This is a genomic window from Spiroplasma sp. ChiS (assembly GCF_002968355.1).
Classification (GTDB): domain Bacteria; phylum Bacillota_I; class Bacilli_A; order Mycoplasmatales; family Mycoplasmataceae; genus Spiroplasma; species Spiroplasma citri.
Genome location: NZ_PUUH01000106.1, coordinates 1 through 1,503, shown reverse-complemented (window position 1 = coordinate 1,503; position 1,503 = coordinate 1). Strand labels below are relative to the sequence as shown.

Sequence of the window (1,503 nt, the reverse complement as noted above, 5' to 3'; positions counted from 1 at the left end):
ACAAATTTTTATATTTTTTTAAATTTAATCACAACAAAAAATGCATTTTTATTAAAATTATTTAATTTAAAAATAAAATTAATAAAGACGTAATTTTTGTTGTTCAGTTTTATTAAAATTATTATATAAAATACTATTATTTTCTGGTGGTTTTTCTGATTGTTTAAAATCCTTAATATTATTTCTTAATTTTAGCATACTAGTATTCAATTTATTTTTAACATTTTTTTCGCTATAAATTCCTTTTTTAGAAAATATACCCTTACCATAATGGGAAACATCGTCCTCCATATGACAACCGATATTATTTCATAATGTTTGATTTTTAATGCCCTCTTCGTTATTTTTAATTAAATTAATTGTTTTTCTTAAAAACTTTTTAGAATTAGGAATAAATGACTTACTTTCTTTTAAACATTGTAATAATTCATAATATTTTCCATTATAAAAATAATCAACAACTTGTTTAAAAGTTTCTTCATTTTCTTTAATTATTCTTCGGTGGGGTAATAAATCCTTAAATCTTTTTACTAAATGAAATTTGTCTATTGTATAATGAACTTTTTTATTAGGAAAACGATTTGCAATATCTTTTTTAACCCCTTTAATTCAATTTTCTCCATCACCTAAAATTATAATTTCAGTATCATCTTGAATATTATAATTACTTATTATCAAAAGTATTAATTTAACAACAAAACGGGTTAATTTTGTTTTTTTAGAAATATAAATTGGAATATTATCTATTTCGTAAACACCTAACTTATTTGCAATTACATGTCTTTTTTCGGTTGATTTTTCTTGATCATAACCAGTATGAACAGTAGATAATAAGGTGTGTTTTTTAACCTTTTTTATATCGTATTCTATTTTAAGAAAAGTTCCATCAATTTGAATATATAAAGTATGCGGAACTTTTATTTTAATAGTGGTATTATTAATATAATATTTGTCGTTTGTTGTTGCATTTTTTATGTTGTTGCATTTTTTATAATATTTGAAATTGACATTAAACTAATTTTTGCTTGTTCTAAGGCATCTAAAATATCGCGGTATTTTTTATCATTACTTAAAAACAATAAAATTCTTTCTTTTTTGTCATTTTTTAATTAGTAAAAATTCATCTAAAATAAAAATATATTCTTCTTTTCTTGTTATTGGGTTAATTTTATAATATCTTCGTCTGTTAAACGTTATTTTACCTTTTAAAGTAATTAATGTTCTTTTAATATTATCTTTTACTCGATAATGTTTAAATTTATCATCATTTTTATAATTTTGAAAAATAAGATCATCTATATTTTCTAACCTATATGCAATTTCTCCAACAGCATATCTATTCAAATCTTCATATGTTTTATTAAAAAAGTTGTCACCATTAATAATATTATTAATATCCATTTTAAAGTTGTTTCCTTTCCTGATTTAAAAATAAATCATCACACACATTAAAATCAACACCTAAAAAAAGCAAGTTATTTTTAACAGCAAGTTATTTTTAAC

Annotated in this window: 2 protein-coding genes; both read right to left on the bottom strand. The window is 20.6% G+C overall.

Going from position 1 to position 1,503, the window contains the following annotated elements; all coding sequences use genetic code 4:
* Positions 1-78 precede the first annotated feature (78 nt).
* Positions 79-678 (bottom strand): UPF0236 family transposase-like protein, encoded by a 600-nt coding sequence (locus tag C6B38_RS03735; protein WP_105298709.1) that lies wholly within the window; start codon positions 676-678, stop codon positions 79-81.
* Positions 679-1,065: 387 nt separating this feature from the next.
* The gene (locus C6B38_RS03730; protein ID WP_105298708.1) at positions 1,066-1,401 is read right to left on the bottom strand and encodes a UPF0236 family transposase-like protein; all 336 of its coding nucleotides are present in this window, start codon (positions 1,399-1,401) and stop codon (positions 1,066-1,068) included.
* Positions 1,402-1,503 lie beyond the last annotated feature (102 nt).